Annotated in this window: 22 protein-coding genes; 7 read left to right on the forward strand and 15 right to left on the reverse strand. The window is 42.9% G+C overall.

Annotated elements, in window-relative coordinates:
- Nucleotides 1-27 precede the first annotated feature (27 nt).
- Nucleotides 28-1965 carry a molecular chaperone DnaK gene (dnaK, locus tag VJY63_RS01925; RefSeq protein ID WP_324048042.1) on the forward strand — a complete coding sequence of 646 codons (1938 nt, stop codon included), beginning with the start codon at nt 28-30 and terminating at the stop codon, nt 1963-1965.
- A 96-nt stretch (nt 1966-2061) separates the two neighbouring features.
- Complete coding sequence (dnaJ, locus tag VJY63_RS01930) at nt 2062-3195, forward strand: molecular chaperone DnaJ (protein WP_324048043.1); 1134 nt, start codon at nt 2062-2064, stop codon at nt 3193-3195.
- A 105-nt stretch (nt 3196-3300) separates the two neighbouring features.
- Here the strand turns inward: dnaJ and VJY63_RS01935 are convergent, their stop codons facing one another.
- The 14 genes from VJY63_RS01935 to hemJ all read right to left on the reverse strand — a co-directional run bounded on the left by VJY63_RS01935 (nt 3301) and on the right by hemJ (nt 19599).
- Nucleotides 3301-4476, reverse strand: coding sequence for an acetyl-CoA C-acetyltransferase (locus VJY63_RS01935; protein WP_324048044.1), 1176 nt, complete (start codon nt 4474-4476; stop codon nt 3301-3303).
- A gap of 152 nt (nt 4477-4628) precedes the next feature.
- Nucleotides 4629-5009 carry an aspartate 1-decarboxylase gene (panD, locus tag VJY63_RS01940; RefSeq protein WP_324048045.1) on the reverse strand — a complete coding sequence of 127 codons (381 nt, stop codon included), beginning with the start codon at nt 5007-5009 and terminating at the stop codon, nt 4629-4631.
- A gap of 22 nt (nt 5010-5031) precedes the next feature.
- The gene (gene panC / locus VJY63_RS01945) at nt 5032-5898 is read right to left on the reverse strand and encodes a pantoate--beta-alanine ligase (protein WP_324048046.1); all 867 of its coding nucleotides are present in this window, start codon (nt 5896-5898) and stop codon (nt 5032-5034) included.
- Nucleotides 5895-6686 (reverse strand): 3-methyl-2-oxobutanoate hydroxymethyltransferase, encoded by a 792-nt coding sequence (panB, locus tag VJY63_RS01950; protein WP_324048047.1) that lies wholly within the window; start codon nt 6684-6686, stop codon nt 5895-5897. Before panB ends, panC begins: the two co-directional genes overlap by 4 nt.
- A gap of 101 nt (nt 6687-6787) precedes the next feature.
- Nucleotides 6788-7297, reverse strand: a complete 510-nt coding sequence (gene folK / locus VJY63_RS01955; protein WP_324048048.1) for a 2-amino-4-hydroxy-6-hydroxymethyldihydropteridine diphosphokinase — start codon at nt 7295-7297, stop codon at nt 6788-6790.
- 14 nt (nt 7298-7311) lie between these two features.
- The gene (gene pcnB, locus VJY63_RS01960) at nt 7312-8673 is read right to left on the reverse strand and encodes a polynucleotide adenylyltransferase PcnB (RefSeq protein ID WP_414674798.1); all 1362 of its coding nucleotides are present in this window, start codon (nt 8671-8673) and stop codon (nt 7312-7314) included.
- Nucleotides 8674-9459: 786 nt separating this feature from the next.
- Nucleotides 9460-10902, reverse strand: coding sequence for a sigma-54 dependent transcriptional regulator (locus VJY63_RS01965; protein WP_324048049.1), 1443 nt, complete (start codon nt 10900-10902; stop codon nt 9460-9462).
- Nucleotides 10880-13843: an ATP-binding protein gene (locus VJY63_RS01970; RefSeq protein ID WP_324048050.1), complete on the reverse strand. Its 2964-nt coding sequence runs from the start codon at nt 13841-13843 to the stop codon at nt 10880-10882. The genes VJY63_RS01965 and VJY63_RS01970 overlap by 23 nt, the downstream gene beginning before the upstream one ends.
- A 339-nt stretch (nt 13844-14182) precedes the next feature.
- The gene (dksA, locus tag VJY63_RS01975) at nt 14183-14623 is read right to left on the reverse strand and encodes an RNA polymerase-binding protein DksA (RefSeq protein ID WP_324048051.1); all 441 of its coding nucleotides are present in this window, start codon (nt 14621-14623) and stop codon (nt 14183-14185) included.
- 131 nt (nt 14624-14754) lie between these two features.
- A complete protein-coding gene (locus tag VJY63_RS01980; RefSeq protein ID WP_324048052.1) occupies nt 14755-16332 on the reverse strand; it encodes an AAA family ATPase in 1578 nt (525 codons plus the stop codon).
- Nucleotides 16333-16383: 51 nt separating this feature from the next.
- On the reverse strand, nt 16384-17667 hold the full coding sequence (gene hemL, locus VJY63_RS01985) for a glutamate-1-semialdehyde 2,1-aminomutase (RefSeq protein ID WP_324048053.1): 1284 nt from the start codon (nt 17665-17667) through the stop codon (nt 16384-16386).
- Nucleotides 17642-18328: a thiamine phosphate synthase gene (thiE, locus tag VJY63_RS01990; protein WP_324048054.1), complete on the reverse strand. Its 687-nt coding sequence runs from the start codon at nt 18326-18328 to the stop codon at nt 17642-17644. The genes hemL and thiE overlap by 26 nt, the downstream gene beginning before the upstream one ends.
- Complete coding sequence (locus VJY63_RS01995; RefSeq protein ID WP_324048055.1) at nt 18321-19142, reverse strand: hydroxymethylpyrimidine/phosphomethylpyrimidine kinase; 822 nt, start codon at nt 19140-19142, stop codon at nt 18321-18323. The genes thiE and VJY63_RS01995 overlap by 8 nt, the downstream gene beginning before the upstream one ends.
- Nucleotides 19143-19161: 19 nt before the next feature.
- A complete protein-coding gene (gene hemJ, locus VJY63_RS02000) occupies nt 19162-19599 on the reverse strand; it encodes a protoporphyrinogen oxidase HemJ (protein ID WP_324048056.1) in 438 nt (145 codons plus the stop codon).
- A gap of 156 nt (nt 19600-19755) precedes the next feature.
- Here hemJ and argC point away from each other — a divergent pair, with 156 nt between their 5' ends.
- The 4 genes from argC (at nt 19756) to erpA (ending at nt 22549) form a co-directional block, all read left to right on the forward strand.
- Complete coding sequence (argC, locus tag VJY63_RS02005; RefSeq protein ID WP_324048057.1) at nt 19756-20805, forward strand: N-acetyl-gamma-glutamyl-phosphate reductase; 1050 nt, start codon at nt 19756-19758, stop codon at nt 20803-20805.
- Between the two features lie 37 nt (nt 20806-20842).
- A complete protein-coding gene (locus VJY63_RS02010; RefSeq protein ID WP_324048058.1) occupies nt 20843-21580 on the forward strand; it encodes a DUF6776 family protein in 738 nt (245 codons plus the stop codon).
- Nucleotides 21581-22066, forward strand: a complete 486-nt coding sequence (locus VJY63_RS02015; protein WP_324048059.1) for a polymer-forming cytoskeletal protein — start codon at nt 21581-21583, stop codon at nt 22064-22066.
- A gap of 129 nt (nt 22067-22195) precedes the next feature.
- The gene (gene erpA / locus VJY63_RS02020) at nt 22196-22549 is read left to right on the forward strand and encodes an iron-sulfur cluster insertion protein ErpA (RefSeq protein WP_324048060.1); all 354 of its coding nucleotides are present in this window, start codon (nt 22196-22198) and stop codon (nt 22547-22549) included.
- Between the two features lie 14 nt (nt 22550-22563).
- Here erpA and VJY63_RS02025 read toward each other — a convergent pair whose 3' ends face one another.
- Nucleotides 22564-23685 carry an anhydro-N-acetylmuramic acid kinase gene (locus VJY63_RS02025; RefSeq protein ID WP_324048061.1) on the reverse strand — a complete coding sequence of 374 codons (1122 nt, stop codon included), beginning with the start codon at nt 23683-23685 and terminating at the stop codon, nt 22564-22566.
- Between the two features lie 122 nt (nt 23686-23807).
- Here VJY63_RS02025 and tyrS point away from each other — a divergent pair, with 122 nt between their 5' ends.
- Entirely contained in the window at nt 23808-25007 is a 1200-nt protein-coding gene (gene tyrS / locus VJY63_RS02030; protein ID WP_324048062.1) for a tyrosine--tRNA ligase, read from the forward strand.
- The last annotated feature ends 261 nt before the right edge of the window (nt 25008-25268 follow it).

Genomic DNA, 25268 nt, shown 5'->3' on the forward strand with positions numbered 1-25268 from the left:
ATTGAACCTACTTTTGGAGAAATAAATATGGGTCGCATTATAGGCATTGATTTAGGTACTACTAACTCATGCATTGCTGTATTAGACGGTGACAAGCCTAAAGTGATTGAAAATGCAGAAGGTGGACGCACAACGCCTTCAATTATTGCTTACACAGAAGATGGCGAGATTTTAGTCGGTCAAAGCGCTAAGCGCCAAGCAGTGACTAATCCACACAACACCCTTTACGCAATTAAGCGTTTAATCGGTCGTCGTTTTGATGAAGAAGTGGTTCAAAAAGACATCAAAATGGTGCCTTACAAAATTGTTAAAGCCGATAACAACGATGCTTGGGTTGAAGTAAACGGCAAAAAAATGGCGCCGCCACAGATTTCTGCTGAAGTATTAAAGAAAATGAAAGCAACGGCAGAAGACTACTTAGGTGAAGAAGTTACCGAAGCGGTTATTACAGTGCCTGCTTACTTTAACGACAGCCAGCGTCAAGCCACTAAAGATGCCGGTCGCATTGCTGGTTTAGAAGTTAAACGTATTATTAACGAACCAACCGCAGCAGCACTTGCTTATGGTATGGATAAGTCACGCGGTGATAAAACCATCGCTGTATTTGACTTGGGTGGCGGTACTTTTGATATTTCTATTATTGAAATTGCTGACGTTGATGGCGAAACCCAGTTTGAAGTTTTAGCAACCAACGGCGACACTTTCTTAGGTGGTGAAGATTTTGATATTCGTCTAATCAACTACTTAGCCGAAGAATTCAAAAAAGAAAATGCGATGGATTTAAAGGGTGATCCTTTAGCCATGCAGCGTTTAAAAGAAGCCGCTGAAAAAGCTAAAATTGAGCTTTCTTCTGCACAGCAAACCGATGTAAACCTACCTTATATTACCGCTGATGCCAGTGGCCCTAAACACCTTAATATAAAAGTGACGCGTGCTAAATTAGAGTCTTTGGTTGAAGATTTAGTAGAGCGTTCACTAGCACCTTGCCGCATTGCACTCAAAGATGCCGGTTTAGACGTTAGCAAAATTGATGACATTATCTTGGTCGGTGGCCAAATTCGTATGCCATTGGTGCAAGCTAAAGTTGCTGAGTTTTTTGGTAAAGAAGCCCGTAAAGACGTTAACCCAGATGAAGCGGTCGCTGTTGGTGCTGCCATTCAAGGTGCGGTACTTTCTGGTGATGTAAAAGACGTTCTACTGCTTGACGTAACACCGCTGACGCTAGGTATTGAAACGATGGGCGGCGTGATGACTTCTTTGATCGAGAAGAACACCACGATTCCTACTAAAAAATCACAGGTTTTCTCTACCGCTGAAGATAATCAAAGCGCAGTAACCATTCATGTGTTGCAAGGTGAACGTAAGCAAGCAACACAGAATAAATCATTAGGCCGCTTTGACTTGGCAGACATCCCACCTTCACAGCGTGGCTTGCCACAAATTGAAGTAACTTTTGACTTAGATGCCAACGGTATTTTGAACGTATCAGCTAAAGATAAGGCAACGGGCAAAGAGCAGTCGGTGGTTATTAAAGCGTCTTCTGGTTTGTCAGATGAAGAAGTCGAACAAATGGTTCGTGATGCTGAAACTCATGCGGCTGAAGATAAGAAATTTGAAGAAATGGTTCAAGTACGCAATCAAGCGGACGGCATGATTCATGCGACGCGTAAAATGCTAACCGATGCTGCTGACAAAGTAGATGCAGCGGATAAAGACGCTATTGAAATAGCGGTTACTGAGCTAGAAGCAGCAATGAAAGGCGATGACAAAGAAGCCATTGATGCTAAAATTCAGGCATTAACCGAAGCTTCTGGTAACTTAGTTCAAAAAATGCAAGCTGAAGATGCTGCAACAACAGAAGGTGCTGAGGCGAATGCTGCTAATAAAAGCCCTGATGATGCAGTGGATGCAGAGTTTGAAGAAGTGAAAGAAGCCAAAGATACTAAAGAAGACGATAAAAAATAAGTTTTCTGGTAACTGAAGCAGTAAACATAACAGACAACGCGGGAGCCTTTCCCGCGTTGTCTTTATACGATGGTTGAAACAGGCGGTGATAAAACCATGGCAAAACGTGATTATTACGAAGTCCTAGGTGTAGAGCGCGAGGCTGACGAAAAAGAAATTAAAAAAGCCTACCGTCGTCTGGCCATGAAATACCATCCAGATCGCAACTCGGATGACCCAGCAGCCGAAGATAAGTTTAAAGAAGCCACTGAAGCTTATGAAGTTTTATCCGACGAACAAAAACGGGCTGCTTACGACCATCATGGTCATGCCGGTGTTGATCAACAAATGGGTGGCGGCGGTTTTGGTGGCGCGAGTCCTTTTGGCGATATGTTTGGCAATATGGGCGATGTATTTGGCGATATTTTTTCTGGCAATTCAGGTCGTGGCGGTCGCAGTGGCGCACAGCGAGGTTCAGACCTGCGCTATCAGCTTGACTTAGATTTAGAAGAAGCAGTGAAGGGAACCAGTGTAAAAATTAAAGTACCAACGTTGACTGAGTGTGACCCTTGTAACGGTACAGGTTCAGCCGATGGGCAGGTTAAAACTTGCCCTACGTGTGGTGGTGCAGGTCAGGTAAGAATGCAGCAAGGCTTTATCGCCTTTCAGCAAACGTGTCCGACTTGCCGTGGTTCGGGTCAGTCTATCAGTAACCCTTGTAAGAAGTGTCATGGCGAAGGCCGTGTGCAAAACACCAAAACTTTGGAAGTGAAAATTCCTGCAGGTGTTGATACTGATGACCGTATTCGTCTTTCTGGTGAAGGTGAAGCGGGTCGTAAAGGTGGTCCAACAGGCGATCTTTATGTGCAAATTAACGTGCGCCCTCACCCCATTTTTGAGCGCGATGGTGCTGACTTACATTGTGAAGTACCGGTTAGTTTTGTTGACGCAACCTTGGGTGGTGAGCTTGAAGTTCCTACCTTAGAAGGCCGTGTTAAGCTTAAAATTCCTGCCGAAACACAAACCGGCAAGTTGTTTCGCTTGCGTGGCAAAGGCGTTAAACAAGTACGTGGTGGCGCACAGGGCGATTTATTGTGCCGTGTAGTGCTAGAAACACCCGTAAACCTAAGTGATGCCCAAAAAGATATTTTACGTCAGTTCCATGAAGATACCCAAGCTGAAAAACATTCACCCAAAAGAAATAATTTTTTTGATGGCGTGAAGAACTTCTTTGAAAACTTAAAGCTGTAACTGTTTTTTAGAACGTTTTTTTAGAACGGTTTTCTTTGCCAATAAAACCCCCGCAGTTTATTAATAAGCTGCGGGGTTTTTTAATGCTTATTGATTATGTAAAAATTAACGCTCAATCGCTAAAGCAACACCCTGACCACCACCAATACAAAGCGTGGCTAGGCCTTTTTTAGCATCTTGCTTAACCATTTCGTGTACTAAAGAAACCAATATACGGCAACCGGAAGCACCAATTGGGTGACCTAAAGCAATGGCACCACCATTAACGTTTACCTTGTTAGTATCCCAACCTAGCTCACGGTTAACGCATAAAGCTTGTGCAGCAAAAGCTTCGTTAGCTTCGATTAAGTCTAGGTCACTAATGTCCCAGCCTGCTTTTTCTAGGCATAAACGTGTAGAAGGAATTGGACCAGTACCCATGATTTTTGGATCAACACCCGCAGAAGCGTAAGCCTTAATGCGTGCTAATACTTTTAAGCCTAATTCTTCAGCTTTTTTGGCCGAGCAAAGAATCACTGCTGCTGCGCCGTCGTTAATTGAAGAAGCATTACCCGCCGTTACTGTGCCATCTTTTTTAAATGCAGGGCGCATAGTACCAAGCTTTTCAGCAGTAACATTGCGTGGGCCTTCGTCGGTATCAAAAACAACGGGGTCGCCTTTGCGCTGCGGAATAGAGACGGGGAAGATTTCATCTTTAAAACGGCCATCAGCAACCGCTTTAGACGCTTTAGTTTGCGATGCAGCAGCAAAAATGTCTTGGTCTTCACGGCTGATGTTGAATTGATCAACGATATTTTCAGTGGTGATACCCATGTGATAATCATTAAACGCATCCCACAAACCATCTACAACCATAGTGTCTTGCGCTGTCCAAGGGCCCATACGTTGACCGTTGCGTGAGTTTGGCAGAATGTGTGGTGAGGCACTCATGTTTTCTTGGCCGCCAGCAATAATAATGTCTGCATCGCCACAACGAATGGCTTGAGTCGCTAGGTGAAGCGCTTTAAGACCTGAACCACATACTTTATTAATAGTCATGGCTGAAATGGTTTCAGGTAAGCCAGCAGCAATGACAGCTTGGCGCGCAGGGTTTTGACCACAGCCTGCGGTTAAAACTTGACCCAAAATAACTTCGTCAATTTGGTCTGCCTTAATGCCTGACTGCTCTAATAATCCTTTAATAACGGTTGCGCCTAACTCGTGAGCCGGAACATTCGCAAGTGAACCACCAAAACCACCAATAGCAGTACGACCTGCCGCTACAATAACAACGTCTTGCATTTTAATTCTCCTAATTAGCCTCAACGAGGCAAGATACAATCAATATTATTGATTACTAAAGTTAAAAATGTACCAGAAGCTAAGTGACTTGCCTATTGCTTATAAGTAGTAGCATAAAAAAAGGCAGCCTAGGCTGCCTTGATAGTTAGGTTTTAAGAAACCTGAACGGGTATTGCATCACTGGTATGGCTAACTGCATTGCCATCGGTGATGTAAATTAAAGCAGGTTTATGTTTTAGGCGCTCTTCTTCTGAATAATTAGCATAAGCACAAATAATCACACGGTCACCTACATCAGCCATATATGCTGCTGCGCCATTTACCGAGATAATGCCGCTGCCTTCTTCGCCACGAATAATGTAAGTGGTGAACCGCTTACCGTTATCAAGGTTATAAATTTGAATTTGCTCGTATTCATGCATACCAGCCATGTCGAGTAGATTACCATCTATGGCGCAAGAACCCTCATATTCAAGCACTGCATGAGTGACTCTGGCTTGATGGAGTTTGGCTTTGAGTAGAATGGTTTGCATTGCTTAGTCTTACCTCGTTTATTTAATTACTGTCCCGCTGAACAATAAGATTATCAATAAGGCGGGCTTTACCCAGCCTTGCAGCAATAAGAATAACCCAGCTTTTAGCATTTGGGCTTGCAGAGCTTAAATCTAGGTTGCGTATTTCAACATACTCAGGCGCAAAACCTTGTTCGGCTAAGCGCGCGCGTGCTGTGTGAGTTAACTCATGAAAATGTGTATTACCTGCGGCTAACGCCGATGCCATATTTTTAAGTACAGCATACAGTGACGATGCTTTTTTCAGCTGTTCAGGTGTTAGGTAGCCATTACGTGAAGAAAGGGCTAAACCTTCGGGCGTTCTGTGCGTAGGGACTTCAATAATTTTAATAGTAAAAGATAAGTCTTCAATCAGCTTACGAATAACAGCTACTTGTTGGTAATCTTTTTGTCCAAAGCAAGCAACATCGGGTTGCACAAAGTTAAATAGCTTAGTAACAACGGTAGCAACACCATCAAAATGCCCCGGTCTTTTTTGGCTACACAAGCCTTCACTAACCACGGGAACAAGAATGCGAGTTTGGTTTTCTTGGCCGTTAGGGTAAACCGCTTCAATGCTGGGTGTGAACAGTAAGTCGCAGCCTGCATCAGTTAACATCGCTTGGTCTGCTGCTAGCGTGCGAGGATAGCTTTCGTAATCTTCACCGGGTGTAAACTGAAGTGGGTTGACAAAAATAGTTGCAACCACTACGTCTGCATGGTTTTTTGCTTCTTCAATTAAGCACAAATGCCCTTGGTGTAAATTACCCATAGTGGGTACCAGTGCGATAGTTTTTTCTTCACGTCGATAGGTGGCTAGTTGTTGGCGTAGCGCATCAACTTGGCTGATAGTTTTTAGCGTTGTACTCATTTAAAACAATGTTCCTCTGCTGGGAAAGCACCTGATTTGACGGCCTGATGATAAGCAGCCAGTGCGGCAGGAATAGAATTAGCCTCTTGCATAAAGTTTTTCACAAACTTAGCTGTTTTACCAACGGTTATGCCTAGAATGTCATGTAAAACTAGCACTTGACCATCGGTTTTTGGCCCCGCACCTATGCCAATGACTGGGCATTTAACGGCTTGAGTGACTGCTTCACCAAGATCACTCGGCACGCATTCTAATAAAATAACGGATGCACCTGCTGCTTCTAATAACACAGCTGTTTCAACCAGCATTTTTCCTGCTTCTCCACGGCCTTGCACTTTATAGCCGCCCATTTGATTAACCATTTGTGGGGTTAAACCTAGGTGAGCACACACTGGAACGCCGCGCTGAGTCAGTTTAGTAATGCTTTCAGCCAACCAAGCATCGCCTTCAATTTTAACCATGTGAGCACCTGCTCGCATCAGTGCAGCTGAGTTTTCTAGCAAGGTTTCAGTATTAGGGTCTGACATAAAAGGCAAGTCAGCCATGATTAAGGCGTGCTGATTGCCGCGCTTCACTGCTTGGGTGTGGTAAACAATGTCGGCAACTGTAACCGGTAGGGTTGAGTCATGGCCTTGTAAAACCATGCCTAGGGAGTCACCCACCAGCATAACCTCAACGCCTGCTTCATTAATTCGGGTCGAAAAAGTAGAGTCATAGCAGGTAAGAACACTGAATTTCTCGCCTGATTCTTTTAACTCTCTCAAGGTGTTGATGGTCACAGCGTTCATCGACTGCTCCCTTTTTTAAGTAAATTAGTAAGATGAAATGCTAGCTTGTAACGCGCATTCCAAGCACGAAAAAACGATTGTTACTCCTGGTAACTTAAAAGTCAAAACCTTGTGGTAACTTTTGCTTCGACTGGTAACACTTCATTGCAAGCTTGCTTGCCAAGTTGTTGAATTAATTGCTTAACCTTACCCAAGTTGGGCAGCATTAAGTTTTCATCTAACTCAGCCAACGGACAAAGTACAAAAGCCCGTTCAGCAATGCCAGGGTGAGGCAGTGTAAGCTTTTCAGTGTTTAGCACTACTTGCTCATAAGTAAGTAGGTCTAAGTCTAGGGTGCGTGGCCCCCAGTGCCTTTCGCGTTTACGTTGATGCAAGTTTTCTATGTTTTGAAGCGCTACTAATAATGCTAACGGTGTTAAATTGGTTGCTATTTCTGCAACGGCATTAATAAAATCAGGTTGATCTTGAGGCCCAAAAGGTTTGCTTTGCCATAAACTGGAGCGGCGTACTACTTGTGTCTTAGGCAGCGCATCCAGTTCTGTAAAAGCATCCGTTATTTGTTGGCTGGGGTTTTCTAGATTACTGCCTAGCCCTATCCAAGCTTTAGCCATTAAAATCTTCCTAATTAGTTAGTAGGCGCTGGTTTATGGCGGCGCAGTTTGCGTTTTCTGCTGCCTGATTTCTTAACAGGACTACGCCCCAAAGAAGTGATTAACTTATGCTGTTCATCTTCATTGGCCTCTTGAAAAGCTGTCCACCAAGCCCCAGCACCATCCGTTGCTTCACCCGCCATTTCACGTAATAGTAAAAAGTCGTAAGCAGCACGAAAGCGTGGTGTTTGCAGCAGCACCCAAGCTTTTTTACCTTGGCGTTGCGGTAGTTTTAGTTGTAAGTCCCAAATTTCACGCATTGGAAAAGCAAAGCGCTTGGGAATGGTAATGTGCTGGTTTTGCCTTTGTAGCAGTCGATTACCTGCTTGTTGCATAGCAGGAAAAGCAGGTACGCCATTATTTTGTAAATCATTAAAAATGTGTTCTAAACCTGGCCATAATAAAGCGGCGTATAAAAAGGCCGGTGTAACAGGGCGGCCTTCACTAATTCGTAAATCAGTATTGGCCATTGCTTGCTCAACTACCACCAAAGCAACGGGGTTGGTTTTAAATGCTTCATGGCTAGCAGGAAAAAGAAAAGCAAATAAACCATAGTGCCGTAATAGTTGAAACGTAGTTAAGCCATGACCTGATAAAAACAATTTAAGCACTTCGTCAAACATACGTGCGGGCGCAACCTGTAATAAAAGGTTGGCTTGCTCATAAATAGGGGCTTCGGTGGCTGCTTCTAACTTGAAATCAAGCTTGGCTGCAAAACGTATGGCTCGCAGCATCCGTACCGGGTCTTCACGGTAACGCGTGGCTGGATCACCAATTAAGCGTAGCATTTTATTTTTTAGATCAGTTAAACCGCCGGTATAATCGTAAACTGAGTGGTCTTTTATATTGTAATAGAGTGCATTAATCGTAAAGTCACGCCTGATGGCATCTTCTTCAATGCTGCCCCAGACGTTATCGCGCAGCAGCATTCCTTCATCACTTTGCTTAATGCGTTTATCTGTTGCTTCTTGAGTTTTGCCTCTAAAAGTAGTCACTTCAATAATTTCACGTCCAAAACGCACGTGAACAATGCGAAAACGTCGCCCAATCATGCGTGCATTACGAAAGAGTTCAGTAACTTCTTCGGGCGTGGCATCGGTAGCAATGTCGAAGTCTTTAGGCGTTTTACCTAACAGTCGATCACGAATACAGCCACCCACAAGATAGGCCTGAAAGCCACTTTGATTGAGGCGATAAAGGACTTTGAGTGCGCCTTCATGTATTTCGCTGCGTGAAATGGGATGCTGTGAACGGGGCAGTATTTGTAGTTTAGGTGCCTTTACTACAGCCTGCTTATTCATGCGAGTTTTAATATAGCTGGTAATTCCTTTAATCATTTTGACCCGTGGCGCAAAAGAAAGATGCAGCAGTTTAACTGACCCGTGAAGCAGGGCAAAGTATGAATGGGTTTATTTAGCAAAACAAAAGCGTAAAAAAAGAGGAAGGCTTACGCCTTCCTCTTTTATCGATTGATATTTTACGAATCCATTCTTTATTTTAGGGTGAAGGTTCTAGATCGCCCTGAACACGTACCACAGTCACCAAATCGCCAACCCAGCCTTATTTTTGTTTTTATTCTTGTTCTTAGTTGTGAGGGTAGACCATCTCGTATTCAAAACAATTTAGCCTCAGCTTGGACTTTTTCTAGGGTGTTTATTGTTTTTGTTCACCCTTTGGACGCAATAGGCATTATTTTTATTTTTACCTTTTTACATCAGTTTTCGCTGAAGACCGGAGACCTTAGCTATTGTTGTTATTGTTAATGCTTTTAAGCTACTGTGCCATTTATTGTTTTTATGGTGGCTAGTGCGCTGGTCATTCACCAAACTGCCTAGTTGTTTTTATTTTTGGGACGTTGGTTCGGTCAGACTCAGTATTGTTATTGTTTTTTCTGAGAGGCTGACGCCGGTGTTTTTGTTTTTCTTGCTTATGCTTAAAGCGATATGTGTGCCATATTTTAAAAAATCTTTAATAATCAATTGGTTATATTTTTTTTATGTTATTTTTATTTATTTGCACCAAAAGTGTTACCTATTTTTTTACGGTTTCAAGTGGGTGGGTGGGTGTAACGGTAACACCTAAAAGTGAAATCCAATTGCTAAGCTAAAAAGGCCGTTAAAGTGCTAGCGTGAAGCCGTTATTTTACGTTTAGGAATGTTTAACCGCTGCCGTCTTTCCCATAAGCATTTTCTAGAAATACCGAGCTTTTTAGCCAGTTCTGTCTCGCTCATCTGGTCTTCATTTTCTTGAACAAAGCGTACAAAGTAATCTTCGAGTGATAGGTCGTCTGTGGGTAGGTGTGCCGAATCTAAATGATCGGCCGAGGGTTCACCGATAGGCTGTACGGTCGTTTTTGCCGTGACTGCGTAATGGGTTGCGCTAACAAAATTGACCTTTCTAGGTGGCTGAATGGCTTGTGGTAGCTCTAAGTCTTCGGCTTGAAGCAGTAGGTCATCTGCTAAAATAACGGCCCTTTCAACACGATTTTCTAATTCGCGTACGTTACCTGGCCAAGAGTAAGCGAGTAAAGCATTGCGTGCTGATTTCGAAAAACGTGCTGAAGGTTTACCTATGCGTTCACAACAAGTTTTAAGCAGGCTGTCGGCTATCAGTAAAATATCATCTTCGCGTTCAGCTAAGCAGGGTAGTTCTAGTTCAATGACATTTAGGCGATAGTAAAGATCAAGACGAAATTTACCTTGGTCAACGAGGTCTTTAATATTACGATGCGTGGCTGCAATAAGCCGAATATTAACTTTTCTGGATTCAACCGAGCCTAAGCGCCGAATTTCACCTTCTTGTAGCACTCTTAATAGACGGGCTTGAGCTTCAAGGGGCAACTCACCGATTTCATCTAAAAATAAACTACCACCATCCGCTGCTTCTACAAGACCATTACGACTGGTATTTGCACCAGTAAATGCACCCTTTTCATGCCCAAATAATTCAGACTCTATTAAGGTTTCAGGAATAGCGGCACAGTTTACACTAATTAAAGGTGCTTTTTTGCGTGGGCTAAGGTTATGCAAAGCGCGTGCAACCAATTCTTTACCCGTACCCGACTCACCTAAAATAAGTACCCGTGTATTAAAAGGTGCTATTTTTTTAATCTGTTGGAATACGGCTTGCATAGCAGGGCTTTCACCAATCATGCCTTGTAAGCCAGCAGCAGATTCGGTTACCTCATTAAGAATTGTAGCAGGTGGTGGGTCTTGTTGGCGGCGATGCTGATTAAGAATATGGTTGACCGCTGAGAGCATTTCATCATGGTCAAAAGGCTTGGCAATGTAATCCACTGCGCCTTGTTTCATCGCCTCCACTGCTGAGCGTAAACTGGCATAGCTGGTCATAATTAACACGGGAGTCGCTTGGTTAATTAATTCAGTGCCGGCTTCACCGGGGAGGCGTAAATCACTAATAATCAAATCAAAACTTTGTGCTGCCAGCGCTTGGCGTGCTTCAGGAACTGTGCCTGCTTCAGTAATTTGAAATCCGTTACGCTCCAGTAGTCGCCTTAGCGCAGAACGAATAATGCCTTCATCTTCAACGATCAGTATTTTGCTCATTGTTGCTTAATGGCTCCTGATAAGTTAAATCGCTGCTAGGTAATGGAAAACGGCAGCGAAAACAGCTGCCTTTTTTGAATTCTGGGCTAGGGCTAAGGGCTTGAATTTGTCCATCATGCTCTTCGACAATACTATAAACCAGCGCCAGCCCCAACCCTGTACCATCACCCACTTGTTTGGTAGTGTAAAAAGGTTCAAACAAATGCTCGAGGTGTTGTGGGGAAATGCCTTCACCATCATCGTGAACTTCAAAAACTACTTCTTTCTCTTCTTGGTGAGCGGTACATAAAATTTTGCCACCATCCAAAGTTGCATCACAGGCATTGGCAATTAAATTGACGAAAATTTGTACGAGGCGCTGCGTGTCACCTGTGACGTAAAGCGTTGCTGGGCAAAAGTTTTCATAAATCCGATTACTGCCTTTATGGCTGAGTGAAATTAAGCTAATTGCTTCTTGCACGGCACCACGTAAGTTAATCAACTCAAATTTAAGGCTGTCGCTGTGCCGTCCTGCATGAGCAAAATTAACTAAAGATTGCACAATGCTAGTAATGCGTTTGGTGAGTTGTAAAATGTATTGACTGGTTTCTTTAACGACTTCAGGCTCTTCAGCATCGTAATAAAGATTCTGTGCCAAAGAAGAAATGCCTGTAACAGGATTACCAATTTCATGCGCGACCCCAGCGGCTAAGCGACCGATTGAAGCTAAGCGTTCATTGTGTAGTAACTCATCTTCTAATAGTTTTAAACTGCTTTGGTCTTCTACCAGTAAAATCGTACCGCCCATCAGTGCTGCTGGATCGTCTTGCTGTGCTTTATGTAGGCTTAACCATGCAGTGCTGCCATTGTTGTTTTGTAAAGGTTGGCGATAGGCTTGTGATACCGAGCCTTCAAGGAAATTATTAAGCAGTTCATTCCAAGGTGCGGGTAGGTGACGAATTTTTGAGCCAATGACTTGATCGCTAGTAATAAGGGTTAAGTCTTCCATGGCACGATTCCACATTAAAACTTCTTGATCGCTGCCTAAAGTACAAATACCAACGGGTAAGTACATTAAAGTTTGGCGGTGATGGCGGCGTAATTTATCCAGTTCTCTTGCCATACCTGTTAAGCGCGAACGGTAATCTTCTAAGTGGCGCTCAATAATGTGAATGTCATTTTCTGTTGGCTGATCTTGGCTTTGCCACGGTAAATAACGGTCGACTAACTCTTGGGCAACAGCAGATCCCATTAAGCCAGATAAATTGGCTTGAATTTGTCCCCGTAAGCGGCGCAGCGTATAGGGGCGAGTATCGGATGAGCTGATATTTAACTCTGTCATCACTCGATTTACTTCTCGCTGTGCGGTTTCCTGCCCTAATGGAATACTTAAAAGACGAATTAAGTCATTGCTGTCTTTGGCTTGTAATTGCAGGCGTTTAGGAAAAAATAAAGCATCTTGTGAGCAGGCTAAAGCGCCAGCTTTTTCTTCTTCACTTATTTTTGTTAGTAGAGAAACTAGAATAAATAGCAGGATATTAGACGTAGTGGCTATCAGCGTAATGTTGTGCCAATCATTAATACCTTGTAATGCTAGGGTAAGACCAAAAAAAGTAATTTGATCGATGCTTAATAGCAAAGGAAAACCTAAACCAATACTCCACACTAAAAAACCTGCTGATAAACCCGTTAATAGTCCTTTACGATTGGCAATCGGCCAGTATAAAAGCGCCAACGTACCGGGTAAAAATTGTAGCGTGGCAATAAAGGCTGATAACCCTAAGGTGGCTAGGTCATGTTCAATACTGACAACTAAATAGACTAGATAAGCGATAAAAATTAATGAGCCAATCAGCAAGCGGCGCATTCTTACTAGCCAAAAATAAATATCAAAATCAGCAGGTGGTTGATAAACCGCTAGCACCAAGTGATTAAGTACCATCGGTGCTAATGCCAATGTCATCACAATAATAGTGCCACTGGCTGCTGCTAAACCCATAATAAAAGATACCAAACCCCAATAGCCACCTAACGAAAGTGTTGCATATTCAATCGGTAAGCTACTGCCTAATGCTTGGTGTCCCCAATAAATTACTGGCACAGGCAAAGCTAGCAGCAGTAAAAAAATGGGCAGCATCCAGCTAGATTGCATCATGGCTTCTTCGGAGGGGTTTTCAGTAAAAATAATGTGGAAAATGTGCGGCATAGTTAGCGCGGTAGCAAAAAAAATTAATAGCAGCGTGCGCCATTGGTTGTTTTCTAACGGCTGCATTGCAGCGGTAAGGGTTGCGTTGTGCGTTGCTAGCCAGTTTTCTAAACCGTTAAAACCACCAAAAACGCTATACAGTGTAAAGCCACCTAAGGCTAAAAATGCAATCAGCTTAACAAGGGATTCAAAAGCGATGGCAAACAATAGACTTTCGTGGCGCTCTCTTAAAGAGATGTGCCGCGCGCCAAATAAAATGGCAAATAAGGTAATGACGGCACAAAATACAAAGGCTAATTGATAGGGTGAAGATTCGTTGGTGAGTAGATGAATCACATCACCAATGGCCTGAATTTGCAGGGCAAGCAGCGGCATACTGCCAAACAATAGCCCTAGTGTAACCAGCATTCCTACCCAGCGGCTGCGGTACCTAAAAGCCAATAAATCGGCGAGTGATGACAGTTGATAAGTACGTGCAAGGCGCAACAGCGGCGACAGCAGCAGCGGGGCTAAAACAAAAATACCCGCGATGCCTAGGTAATAAGTTAAATAACCATAGCCATATTGATTAGCCAAACCGAATGAGCCATAAAATGCCCAAGCACTGGCATAAACACCTAATGCCAGCACATAAACGAAAGGGTGTTTAACTAATTTTTGTGGTAGCCAACCTTTTTCAACAATCCAAGCACAAGCAAAAAGAATGGAAAGGTAGCCAACACCTAGCGTGAATATTTGGGTCAGCGTAAAGCTCATATTATTCTAATAGCTCAAGTCGACGTTTTTGTTCTAGCCAAAGCGTTGCAGCGATTAGTCCAGCCCAAAAAAGAAAAGGTTTATACCAGTCACTATTGCTCCAAGGTTGTAGAAGCCAAGGCGAAAAGAAATAACCAAGAGTGACCAGTAGTAGGACGAGTCGGTAGGCATACATCGGCGTAATTCGACCTCGCAAGATTGGATAAATTAAGAAGGGTTTAATAAAGGCGTATGGTTATTTTGATTAAATAATGGTCAGGATAGTAACAACAGTTAAGTGCTCTTGCATGGGTTTTAACAATAAAAACCTAACAAGAGCACAGGATTAATTCAGGTTATTTAGCCACCAATTTGCTTTTCTTTAATTTCTGCTAGGCTTTTACAGTCAACACACATGGTTGCTGTTGGGCGTGCTTCAAGGCGGCGAATACCAATATCAATACCACAAGCTTCGCAGTAGCCGTAATCGCCTTCTTCAATACTGACTAGCGTTTCGTTAATTTTTTTAATTAACTTGCGCTCTCTATCACGGGTTCTTAGCTCTAGGCTAAATTCTTCTTCTTGAGTGGCACGGTCAGCCGGATCAGCAAAGTTAGAAGCCTCTTCTTTAAGGTTTTTAACGGTACGATCCACTTCATCAAGCAGCTCTTGTTTCCAATTATTTAAAATTTTACGGAAATGATCGCGTTGCTCGCTACTCATGTACTCTTCACCCTCTGCTTGCTGGTAGGGTGTAAAGCTTTGGTTTTCATTCATGTTTTCTGGCTTACTCTTTGACATAGCTTTGCCTCGTGGCGTAGTAGTCGTCCTGTATTCGGTAGCTACCGAGCGAAAAAGACCAAGTTATTTAATGCAATTTTAAAGTAAATACAAGCATTATGTTTAAAATTTCAGTTTGGCTAGTTTATTGCTTATTCCTCTAAACGCAGGTGATCCCGAATCAGCTTCACCAGTATTTGGCTAGCAGCAGGCGCGTCAGTATCTACAGTAACCGCACGGGTTAGCTCTTCGGTGGTTAAAGGGTCGTGATTAGCTAATTGGTGCTCTAGGACGAGTAAATCAGCTTCCGCTACTTTTTCACCGTCTTGAATACGCTTGGTTAAACGGCGGCGTAACGTTGCTTTATCTGCCGTTAACGAAATAATTAAAGAGGTTAAACCTAAGTTCTCAGCCACTGCATGAAGCTGATCGCGTTGATTTTTTCTTAAATTAGTGGCGTCTAGTGTGACGGGGAAGCAAGATCGCAACACGCTATTAGCTAATTGCGTTAAGCGGTTATAGGTTTGTTCACTGGCTTTTGGCGTATAAATTCCACTGGTTAATTCATTGGAATAACTACTTTCTTCAGGTTTTAAGCCAAACAAACGCTTGCGCTCAATGTCGGAACGAATACGAATACCACCTAGTTCTCTGACAACACTTGTGGTTAAGGTACTTTTACCACTGCCTGAAAAGCCGTGGGTAATCAGTAAATAAGGCGAATGAAACTCAATGTAGCTTTCGGCTAGGTCGGTATAGCTGCGGTATTGGCGCATCACACTGGCTTTATCTTCGTCATCTAAGCCCGGTTGGGCTAGGCGGAACAGGTTAACTTTGGCACGAACTAAAGCCCGGTAAACTTTATAAAAGCACAGCAGTTCTAAACCTTCGTAATCGCCGGTTTGTTCTAGGTAATGGTTTAGGGTGATTTGAGCCATGTCTTTTAGGCCACGGTCTTCTAAATCCATAATTAAAAAAGCTAGATCGCTGATTACATCACACCAACGAAATGCATCGTTGAATTCAATGCAATCAAAAGCAACCACTTTTCCTTTCCAAAGCGTGGTATTACCTAAGTGCAAGTCACCGTGGCATTCGCGCACAAAGCCATCAGCTAGGCGCTGTGCAAAGGTTTTTTCATGGCGTGAAAACGTATCTTTTGACCAGTCTTCTAAAAGCTGAACTTGCTTTAAACTTTCTGGGTCATCAACCAGCAATTCACGAATCTGGTCAAAGTTTTGTTGTGCCGGAAACCAAATAGCTGCAGGTGTGCCTAAATCATCCGGCGGTAAACCTGGTGCAAGCTTAGTGTGAAAATCAGCCAGTTGTTCTGCTAGTTGTATTAGGTGTTGTTCTTTTAATTCGCCACGCTGCTGGAGTGCATTCAATAATTTAGAATCATCAAAACGGCGCATTTTTAGCAAATATTCAAAAGGAGCGCTTGGGTCATCAAAGCTAGGTGCTTTTGCATTGCCAGAAAGCGGCAGGACATTTAAGTAAAACTCAGGGGCCATACGTTGGTTAAGGGTTAACTCTAGCTCGCAAAAGTGTTTGCGTTGTTCTAGCGTCGAATAGTCAAGAAAGCCAAAGTTGACGGGTTTTTTAAGCTTGTAAGCAAACTCGCCGGCTAAAAAAACCCAAGAGATATGCGTTTCACGTACAAGCACCTCCTCAACAGGGTGAGGGTAGCTTGCTGGATTTTTTAGTGCTTGGACCAATGCCTCGTTCACGAGCGGCTCCTTGTTTCTTTTATACGTTTTTTTATGAGTGTCTTATAAGTGCTATTTTAAGCTGGCAAAAGCCGCTGCTGCTGCAACTAACGTGGCTTGAAGTTCTTCTTCTTGGTGTGCTGCCGACACAAAACCGGCTTCATAAGCAGAAGGTGCAAGGTAAATGCCTTGTTTTAACATGGCATGAAAAAAAGCATTAAAGCGTTCTAGGTTACAAGCCGTTGCTTGAGCAAAGTTATGCACAGCTGATTGTTCAGTAAAAAACAAACCAAACATACCGCCAATCTGTTGGGTCATAAATGGAATGCCTGCTGCTTTGGCTTGTTCTTCTAGGCCACGGCACAAACGTTCAGCATAGCTGCTAAGGTGTTTATGAAAATCAGGCGTACGAATTTTTTGCAGCAGCGTTAAGCCAGCAGTCATGGCAATCGGATTACCTGACAGCGTGCCGGCTTGGTAAACAGGGCCTAAAGGCGAAAGTTGATCCATAAATTCGGCTTTACCACCAAAAGCGCCCACCGGCAAACCACCACCAACAATTTTACCCAGCGTGGTTAAGTCGGGTTTTACATTGTAATGCTGTTGAGCGCCGCCTAATGCTACGCGAAAGCCAGTCATTACTTCGTCAAAAATTAACAAAGCACCGGACTCAGTGCATACTTTACGCAGCACGTCTAAAAAGCCCGCTTGAGGCGGAATGCAGTTCATATTGCCTGCAACGGGTTCAACAATAATGCAGGCAATTTGGTCGCCTAGGGCTTTAAAGCATTCGCGCACACCTTCGATATCGTTATACGTCAGCGTTAGCGTGTGCTGCGCTAAGTCAGCAGGAACACCAGGTGAAGTAGGCACGCCATAAGTTAAAGCGCCAGAACCGGCTTTAACTAACAAGGAGTCGCTGTGTCCGTGGTAACAACCTTCAAACTTAACGATTTTATCACGGCCTGTGTAACCACGGGCTAGGCGAATGGCACTCATGGTCGCTTCGGTACCTGAGCTCACCATACGCACACGCTCAATCGAAGGCACGAGTTCGCAAATCAGCTCAGCCATTTGAGTTTCTAATGCCGTAGGTGCGCCATAAGAAAGCCCAAAGTCTAAACGGCTGCGTACCGCATCTAAAATATCTTTGTCGGCATGACCGGTAATCATTGGCCCCCAAGAGCCAATATAATCAATATAACGCTGGTCATCTTCATCAATTAAATAAGCACCTTCAGCGCGTTTAATAAAAATAGGATTACCACCCACGCTTTTAAAAGCACGAACTGGTGAATTAACACCGCCAGGAATAAATTGTTGGGCGCGTTCAAATAGGTCTGCTGAGCGTGTCATAAATAACCTCATAAGGTTGAAAAGGAAATGTGGATTCAAAGGCTTTACGCAAGGCACGAACGGCTTCTTCTGGGCAAGGTTGAGCAAAAACGCCTGCAGCAGCAGCAATCATGGATGCACCTGCTTTAGCAAAAATAGGCGCTTGCTCTAGGCTAATACCACCAATCGCAACGGTTGGTAGCCCAAGGTGTTCGGCTAGCTTAAAAATACTTAGGTTAGCGGCGGGTGCATAAGGCTTAGTGGTTGAAGAGAAAAAACGTCCAAAAGCTAGGTAGTTTGCACTTTGCTCTGCTGCTATTATTGCTAACTGCAGGCTATTGTGGCAGGTGCTACCGATAATGGCGTGTTGACCTAAAAACTGGCGGGCATGGCGTAAATTAGCATCATTTTGCCCTAAATGTACGCCAGCGGCTTCACAGGCTTTAGCCAGTTTAGGGTCATCATTGATAATAAGTTGGCATTCATAACTAAGGCACAAATCAGCTAACATTCTTGTTTGGCGCAACGCTTTGCTAGCATCGGCCGTTTTATCACGGTATTGCAATAGCCTGATGCCACCCCGTAAGGCAGCTTCGGCAGCTTCTTGGAGGCGGGTGTCATCTGGCAGCAGGTTTGCATCAGTAATGGCATAAATACCCCGCAAGTATTGTTGGTTAAGCATGGTTAGTGTCCTGCAGTCTAAGGGGTAAAAGCTGTCCTTCGGTTAATTTGAGTGCTTTTTCTAAGCTTCGCCAAGTGTAATCCTGCGCTTTTACTGAAGCGGTTGCCAAATCCTCGCCGCGTCCAAGCAATGCTGCTAAAGCAGATGCTAGCGTGCAACCTGAACCATGAAACTCACCTTCTAAGCGTTGCCAGCGATTTACGGTAGGTTCGTTACTGGATTCACTAAAAAGTAGATTTTTTACGGTATGTGTTTGGTTGTGCGTACCTGTCACCAAAACGGCTTTACAGCCAAGTTTAAGCAGCTGTTCAGCTTTTGCAGCAATACTGCTTTCACCGGGAACAAGCTGTTCTAATTCTGGTAAGTTTGGTGTAATTACGGTACAAAAAGGAATAATGCATTCTTTTAAATGAGTCAATAATGCGGCGTTGCTAAACGCAGTACCACTGGTGCTGGCCATTACTGGGTCAAGAATGACGGGTGTTTGGGTGTTACGCTTTAATAGATTGGCAAGGGTTTCTTGAATTGCCATATTACCCAACACGCCTACTTTAATGGCAGCAGGCTGAAAGTCTGCTAGAAGTGTTTCTAGCTGCTGTTGAAATGCTTCAATCGGCTGATAGCTTACTTGCTTTATAAACTGCGTATTTTGTGCAGTAAGGCAAGTAATAAGTGTTAATGGCCAAGTACCCAAAGCCAATAAAGTTTGAGCATCTGCAATAATACCAGCGCCACCTGAAGGATCATGCCCTCCAATGGCTAAAACTGGCGGGTATTTTTTTTGAAAGTTAGGATGAACCCCAAGTTTGATCATAATTCAAACATCCAACGCTTTACCAAGGCTTAATGATCGCAAGAAGCACCACAAAAATAAGTACGAATACTGGCAATTCATTAAAAAATCGGTACCAAGTTTCGCTGTGATCGTTGCGGTCCGCTGCTAAATGCCGCTGCAGCATACCACACCAAAAATGATAGATTATTAGTAGTGCGACTAAAGCTAATTTAATTTGCATCCAAGTTTGTGCTAGATAACCTTCAAAATTTAAGCTTAACAATCCTGTACCTAGTAGCAGAACTGCTATCATTGATGGATTCATAATGCCACGATAAAGCTTGCGTTCCATTGTTTTAAAGCGCTCAACACCTTTAATATCGCCTTCTTTGATGGCTTGAGTATGGTAGATAAAGAGCCTTGGAAGGTAAAAAATTGCTGCAAACCAAGTGACAATTGCCATAATGTGAAAAGCTTTCAACCAAAGATAAGTCATTTTTTTTCCTAAGCTAGGTTAAAACATAAAGGATACCTTAACACTGGTTGTAAAGGTAATAAGACTCGGTGAGAAGGGCATACTTGATGGGTTTTTTTGTGTATTATCGCTCCAATTATTTAACAAGCGTTGTTTAATAAAGGCTAGGAGAGTTCAGTGATAAAAGTAGGTATTGTTGGTGGAACAGGCTATACCGGCGTGGAATTACTACGGTTATTAGCCTCTCACCCAAATGCTAGCGTTGATGTTATTACTTCACGTTCAGAAGCGGGTTTGTGTGTGGCTGAAATGTACCCCAACCTTCGCGGTCATTATTCTAATTTATTCTTTAGCGAGCCAGATGTTACACGCTTAGCGGCTTGTGATGTGGTTTTTTTCGCAACACCGCATGGTGTTGCTCATGCGTTAGCCGGTGAATTGCTAGATGCTGGTACGCGCATTATTGACCTTTCTGCTGATTTTAGATTGCAAGATGCTGACGAGTGGGCCAAGTGGTATGGACAGCCACATGGTGCGCCTGAACTGTTAGGTGAAGCGGTATATGGTTTACCTGAAGTAGCTAGAGAAAAAATTAAAACGGCACGTTTGGTCGCTGTGCCTGGTTGTTACCCTACGGCAGTACAACTGGGCTTAATCCCTTTATTTGAAAGTGGGTTAATAGAAACTCAAGGCATTATTGCTGACTGTAAATCTGGTGTTTCGGGTGCTGGACGTGGCGCAAGCGTTGGTTCGTTGTTTTGTGAATCAGGCGAAAGCATGAAGGCCTATGCTGTAGGCAAGCATAGGCATCATCCAGAAATAACACAAGGTTTAACGGCTGCTGCAAATCAAGCCGTCGGTTTAACTTTTGTACCGCATTTAACACCCATGATTCGTGGTATTCATGCAACACTGTACGTTCGTTTAACCAGCGCCAACCAAAAGCTAACCGATATTGAGTTACAGCAGCTTTTTGAAACGCGTTATAAAAATGAACCTTGTGTTGATGTTATGCCTTGGAACGCTTGCCCAGAGACACGTAGTGTACGTGGTGCAAATGTATGTAGAATTGGTCTGCACAGACCCCAAGGCAGTGATTTAATTATTGTCCTTGCTGTTATTGATAACTTAGTTAAAGGGGCCAGCGGACAGGCAGTGCAAAATATGAATATTATGTTTGGCCAAGATGAGTTGGCGGGTTTGCATTTTGCAGCCTTAATGCCCTGACTTTAGTAACTGGCTAAGCCGCTAGCGGATATTGAAAATGAATAAAGGACAGGGTGAGCGCCTACAGATTGTTACGTATAATCCGATTCGGCGCTTTATTAATAGAGTCATTGCTTTAAGCCTTATACTTGCTTTAGCAGCCGGTGGTTATTATTACGGTCAATGGTCGGTTTGGCATGAGCGTGGCTCTGCAGTCATTGAGCGCGATGACCTTAGAGTAAAAACCCAAGTACAAGAGAAAGAGCTAAGTGATTTAAGGCGTCGCGTGTTAGTAACAGAAAGTAGCAATGCCGTCGATAAACAAACGCAGCAAGAAGTGCATCAAACGGTATTAGATCTTAATGCACGCATTGGTAAATTAGAAAATGAACTGCATTTTTATCAGCGTGTAATGGCACCTGAAAAAGCAGATCAGGGGCTTAGAATTGACCGCTTTGATATTAAGCCAACGGATAATCCCAGGGTTTTTGATTATCAGCTAGTTATTACGCAAGTAACCGATAATAATTCGTTTATTGAAGGCCGCGTTTTAGTCAGTTTAGTTGGATCGCGTGGTCAGACTTTGAATGTAACTTTGCCACTAAAAGATGTTTCACCTGAAGTTGATGAGTTAAGTGTAAGGTTTCGGTTTCGTTTCTTTCAAAACGTAGTAGGGCAGATACATTTGCCTGAAGATTTTATACCAGAAAAAGTACAAATAATTTTGCAATCAATTGGAAATAAAGCTATGCGTATAGAAACCGAATTTGACTGGGTTAGCCAGGAGGCAATTTAAATGTTTGGAAAAAGCTCTGCGCCAACCAATAATTTTGACACTTTAATTTCAGGTAAAGCTGAAATTGTTGGTGATATTCATTTTTCTGGTGGGTTGCATATTGATGGAAAAGTTTATGGCAATATTATTGCTGATGACGACTCTAAAGCAGTACTAAGAATTAGCGATAAAGGGTCGGTAGAAGGTGAAGTGTCTGTTCCACACCTGATTGTTAATGGCACCATTATCGGTGACGTACATTCTTGTGAGCATTTAGAGCTTGCTGCTAAAGCCGTTATCAAAGGTAATATTTTCTACAACACCCTAGAAATGGTTATGGGTTCACAAGTTGACGGGCATTTAGAGCATCGCTATAAAAGTAGTAAAGGTAGTGAAAAAGTTAAGATGCCTAAACAGGTCACTAAAGAGAAGCCTAAATCGCAACTACACATTATCAATGAGTCTAAAGTGGACGTTAAGCCAGCCTTGGATACCGTTAAAAAATAAGCAGTTCTATTGGCTGCTTATTATTGTTTAGTAATGGAATCAATCATGAGCAGCTAATTTGCACTGCTTATACTTGACTGCTGTGCTAGGTTAAGTCAGACTTTAGCCTAGTATATTGGAGTTAATTATATGACCTCTGTCGTAAGTTTCACGCCGCAACCGCTATTAGTAACCCCCGCTGCTGTAAAAAAAGTACAAAAACTGGTTGAAGAAGAGCAGAATTCTGAGTTGAGTTTGCGTGTTTATGTTACAGGCGGTGGCTGCTCAGGTTTTCAATATGGTTTTGATTTTGACGATCAAATACAGCCTGATGACACCGTCATAGAAGAGCAGGGTGTACGTTTTTTGTTGGATGAGTTAAGTTATCCGTATCTAACGGGTTCAACTGTTGATTATGTTGAAGGTTTAGACGGTGCGCGATTTATTATTGTTAACCCTAATGCTTCGACGACTTGTGGTTGTGGTTCGTCTTTTTCTATCTAACGGCTATCTATTGGCTAGGCTGGATAAAAACCGCCTAATACTCTTTCTCCTTTAGCTCCCGTTACACTGGGTAAGTTGCCACTTTTATGATTACAGTGGCACCAAGCCAGCCAAGCAAAAGCGGCTGCTTCAACATCTTGCGGTGGTATGCCCAGCTTTTCAGTTGAGGCTAGCTGGCGCGGTGCGGCTAAAGTAGCAATTCTTTCAATTAAAAATGTGTTCTGCCAGCCACCACCGCCAACAAAAAGTTCAGCCTCTGCTTTAGGGTCAATGAGTGTTATTTGATCAACTAAAGAAACAGCAGTTAATTCAACCAAGGTTCTTAATATATCGACTGGCTGAAACGCTTCTTCTGGGTATTTAGCTAATAAACCTGCCAACCATTCAGGATTAAATTTCTCCCTTCCAGTGCTTTTAGGTGGCGCTTTTGCAAAGTATTCATCCGCTAATGCTTTGTTTAATAAAACTGGAATAACTTGCCCACTGGCTGCTTGTACGCCGTTGTGATCAAAGGGCAACTGCCAATGTTGTTGATACCAAGCATCCAATAGTAAATTAGCTGGACCAGTATCAAAGCCTGTGACTGGCTGTTGCGGATTTTTTGGTAAAAAGGTTAAGTTAGCAATACCGCCTAAATTAATAATAATCCTATCTTTAGACGTTGAGCGAAACACGCTGTTATGAAAAGCCGGTACTAAAGGTGCTGCTTGCCCACCAGCTGCTAAATCCCTTCTTCTAAAGTCAGCAACAATGTTTTGCCCTGTTAATTCTGCCAATAAGCTGGGATTAAGTAACTGCAAGGTGTAGCTAGGCAATAAATTAGGCTGATGTTCTAGTGTTTGTCCGTGGCAACCCATTGCAAAAGGCCGTTGTTCAGCAGGAATATTTGCTAAAAGCTGTAAAGCGCAATCAGCATATAGCCTTGTTAAACCATCTTCTGCTTCGGCTAGCTGGCGAAAAGTTAGTGTTTCAGAATGTGCTAAAAAAGTTAGCAGTGCTTTAAGTGGGCTGGGTAAGTTAATAGAACAGCGTTTAATGCGTTGTGGATTTAGACCAGCGGCATCAAATGCCACTAAAACACCATCAACAGCATCTAGGCTAGTACCCGACATCATGCCTATAAAATTGCTGTTCATTTAATGCGTCCTTAAAGGAGTTGGCTAGGGTTAACAAGTTATTTTTGAGTGGTATACTTTGCCACAATTTTTATAGCTTTGTTATTTTTACGGTTATTTACACAAAAATTTAAGGAATGGTAATGAATAAGCAGCAAGCAGCATTAGATATTATTCGCCGTGGTACGCACGAGATTTTAGTTGAAGACGAGCTAATTAAGAAGTTAGCAGAAAATCGACCGCTTAGAGTAAAAGCAGGATTTGACCCTACCGCGCCCGATCTACACCTAGGTCACACTGTGCTTATTAATAAATTGCGTCAGCTGCAAGATTTAGGTCATACCATCTTATTCTTGATTGGTGATTTTACTGGGCGAATTGGCGACCCTTCTGGTAAAAACGTGACGCGCAAGCCTTTAACAGAAGCACAGGTGATGGAAAATGCACAAACTTATAAAGAACAAGTTTTTAAAGTGCTTGACCCAGTTAAAACACAAGTCGTGTTTAACTCTGAATGGATGAGTAAAATGTCAGCAGCAGACCTTATTGGTTTAGCTGCTCAGCAAACAGTAGCGCGTATGCTAGAACGTGACGATTTTGAAAAGCGCTATAAAGGTAATCAACCCATTGCCATTCACGAATTTTTATACCCTTTAATTCAAGGTTATGACTCAGTAGCAATGCAAGCTGATATTGAATTGGGTGGAACTGACCAAAAGTTTAATCTGCTGATGGGGCGTGAATTACAAAAAGGTCACAGTCTACAACCGCAAGTAGTTATTACTATGCCTTTGTTAGAAGGTTTAGACGGTGTACAAAAAATGTCTAAATCGTTAGGTAACTATGTTGGCATTGATGAAGCACCGGGCGTTATGTTTAATAAGCTTGTCTCTATGCCCGACAGTTTGATTTGGCGTTATTTTGAATTACTTTCTTTTCGTAGCCTAGAAGAGATTGAGCAGTTAAAAGAAGATATGGCACAGGGTATGAACCCACGCGACATTAAAATTTTATTAGCACGCGAATTAATCGAACGCTTTCATGGTGTAGAAGCCGCTGCTAACGCTCATAAATCAGCAGGTAACCGTTTAGAAGAAGGTGAGCTGCCTGAAAATTTACCAGAAGTCGATGTTGATTTAGAAGGTGAAGCTGACTTGCCGATCGTAGCAGTGATTAACCGTGCCGGTTTAACCAATAACAGCGCCCAAGCAAAAGATGCCGTAAAGCGTGGCGCAGTAAAAGTTGATCATTTAGTGGTTAGCGATGATTGCCGCCTAGTTAAAGGTAGCGAACACGTTATACAGGTTGGTAAGAAAACCTATGCTAAAGTACGTCTAATTTAGCTTAAACCATTATTTTTAGATTATTTACAAAAAGCACTTGCATCTTTTAAAATTGTGCCTATAATGCGCCTCTCTTGTCAGGGAGCACTTAGCAATAAGCGCTGTAGCAATCACTGGCAAGGGGTGTAACTGGTTGTTTTTAATATACTTTCTTTTTGTCTAAGCGGTTTAAAAAGAATTTAAAAATAACCCTTGACACTGAAGCGAAACGCTGTAGAATTCGCTTCCTGATTCGGCAAGTTGTTCAGTTAAGCCACTTGC

Source organism: Marinospirillum sp. (assembly GCF_035271045.1).
Taxonomy (GTDB): Bacteria; Pseudomonadota; Gammaproteobacteria; order Pseudomonadales; family Halomonadaceae; genus Marinospirillum.

What these genes read in the sequence shown, in the direction of transcription:
- dnaK (WP_324048042.1), top strand. Translation starts at nt 28, where the DNA reads ATGGGTCGCATTATAGGCATTGATTTAGGTACTACTAACTCATGCATT.
- dnaJ (WP_324048043.1), top strand. Translation starts at nt 2,062, where the DNA reads ATGGCAAAACGTGATTATTACGAAGTCCTAGGTGTAGAGCGCGAGGCT.
- VJY63_RS01935 (WP_324048044.1), bottom strand. Translation starts at nt 4,476, where the DNA reads ATGCAAGACGTTGTTATTGTAGCGGCAGGTCGTACTGCTATTGGTGGT.
- panD (WP_324048045.1), bottom strand. Translation starts at nt 5,009, where the DNA reads ATGCAAACCATTCTACTCAAAGCCAAACTCCATCAAGCCAGAGTCACT.
- panC (WP_324048046.1), bottom strand. Translation starts at nt 5,898, where the DNA reads ATGAGTACAACGCTAAAAACTATCAGCCAAGTTGATGCGCTACGCCAA.
- panB (WP_324048047.1), bottom strand. Translation starts at nt 6,686, where the DNA reads ATGAACGCTGTGACCATCAACACCTTGAGAGAGTTAAAAGAATCAGGC.
- folK (WP_324048048.1), bottom strand. Translation starts at nt 7,297, where the DNA reads ATGGCTAAAGCTTGGATAGGGCTAGGCAGTAATCTAGAAAACCCCAGC.
- pcnB (WP_414674798.1), bottom strand. Translation starts at nt 8,673, where the DNA reads ATGATTAAAGGAATTACCAGCTATATTAAAACTCGCATGAATAAGCAG.
- VJY63_RS01965 (WP_324048049.1), bottom strand. Translation starts at nt 10,902, where the DNA reads ATGAGCAAAATACTGATCGTTGAAGATGAAGGCATTATTCGTTCTGCG.
- VJY63_RS01970 (WP_324048050.1), bottom strand. Translation starts at nt 13,843, where the DNA reads ATGAGCTTTACGCTGACCCAAATATTCACGCTAGGTGTTGGCTACCTT.
- dksA (WP_324048051.1), bottom strand. Translation starts at nt 14,623, where the DNA reads ATGTCAAAGAGTAAGCCAGAAAACATGAATGAAAACCAAAGCTTTACA.
- hemL (WP_324048053.1), bottom strand. Translation starts at nt 17,667, where the DNA reads ATGACACGCTCAGCAGACCTATTTGAACGCGCCCAACAATTTATTCCT.
- thiE (WP_324048054.1), bottom strand. Translation starts at nt 18,328, where the DNA reads ATGCTTAACCAACAATACTTGCGGGGTATTTATGCCATTACTGATGCA.
- VJY63_RS01995 (WP_324048055.1), bottom strand. Translation starts at nt 19,142, where the DNA reads ATGATCAAACTTGGGGTTCATCCTAACTTTCAAAAAAAATACCCGCCA.
- hemJ (WP_324048056.1), bottom strand. Translation starts at nt 19,599, where the DNA reads ATGACTTATCTTTGGTTGAAAGCTTTTCACATTATGGCAATTGTCACT.
- VJY63_RS02010 (WP_324048058.1), top strand. Translation starts at nt 20,843, where the DNA reads ATGAATAAAGGACAGGGTGAGCGCCTACAGATTGTTACGTATAATCCG.
- VJY63_RS02015 (WP_324048059.1), top strand. Translation starts at nt 21,581, where the DNA reads ATGTTTGGAAAAAGCTCTGCGCCAACCAATAATTTTGACACTTTAATT.
- erpA (WP_324048060.1), top strand. Translation starts at nt 22,196, where the DNA reads ATGACCTCTGTCGTAAGTTTCACGCCGCAACCGCTATTAGTAACCCCC.
- VJY63_RS02025 (WP_324048061.1), bottom strand. Translation starts at nt 23,685, where the DNA reads ATGAACAGCAATTTTATAGGCATGATGTCGGGTACTAGCCTAGATGCT.
- tyrS (WP_324048062.1), top strand. Translation starts at nt 23,808, where the DNA reads ATGAATAAGCAGCAAGCAGCATTAGATATTATTCGCCGTGGTACGCAC.